This window comes from Shewanella sp. 10N.261.52.F9 (genome assembly GCF_041471165.1).
Taxonomy (GTDB): Bacteria; Pseudomonadota; Gammaproteobacteria; order Enterobacterales; family Shewanellaceae; genus Shewanella; species Shewanella marinintestina.
Map to the genome: position 1 here is coordinate 1 of NZ_JBFRNX010000043.1, position 772 is coordinate 772.

The window sequence follows — 772 nt, forward strand, 5'->3', positions numbered from 1 at the left end:
GCTTGGCTTTCTTTGTAAGCATCACCAGTTGCATTAGCGATATTGCCTGCCGCATCACTAGCGGTAGCACTAAATACCAACGGCCCGTCATCTAGGCTAGATAAATCCTTATCTTCTAACTGCCATTTTCCATTAATAACAATCGCCATAAACTGCAATTGCTTACCGGCACTATCGGTAACCTTGATTGATACTCTTTGGCCGTCTTCAATGTCGGTGACTTCACCAGACATATCGACTCGCAGCATTTCACGGGCGTTAAGTACAGTGTCATTACCCGTATCTACATCTATGGTGATTGAAGCTAAAATATCGACTGCGATAACATCTGTGGCAGTGGCTTGGTTACCCACTTGATCTTCAACCGATACCGTAGCGGTTAAACTGCCATCGGTAAAACCAGTTAAATCGGTATTGGTTATAAACCATTTCCCGGCCACTACCACTGTTGTGAAACTGCGACTACTCCCAGCTTCATCAGTTAAAATAACGGTAATGGTTTGGCCATCTTCAATATTACTGACCGTGCCACGCACTGTTACGGATTGCTGCTCTTCACTATTAATAACACCGTTATCATCAATAATTTCAACCGTAATACTGGCTAGGCTGTCTTTATCAGCACTGGTTGTCGCATCAACCACATTGCCTGCTACATCTGTTGCGCTGGCTGAAAAGGTTAACGCACCATCGCTAAGACTGGATAAATCAGCATCATCAATCTGCCAGCTTGCCCCCACCACCATTGTGGTGAAAGTTAACGTTTTACCAT

General features: G+C 44.4%; 1 protein-coding gene. It reads right to left on the reverse strand.

Going from position 1 to position 772, the window contains the following annotated elements:
• Window positions 1-772: hypothetical protein (locus AB4298_RS20930; RefSeq protein ID WP_371988300.1), on the reverse strand; the 772-nt coding region annotated here is incomplete at both ends.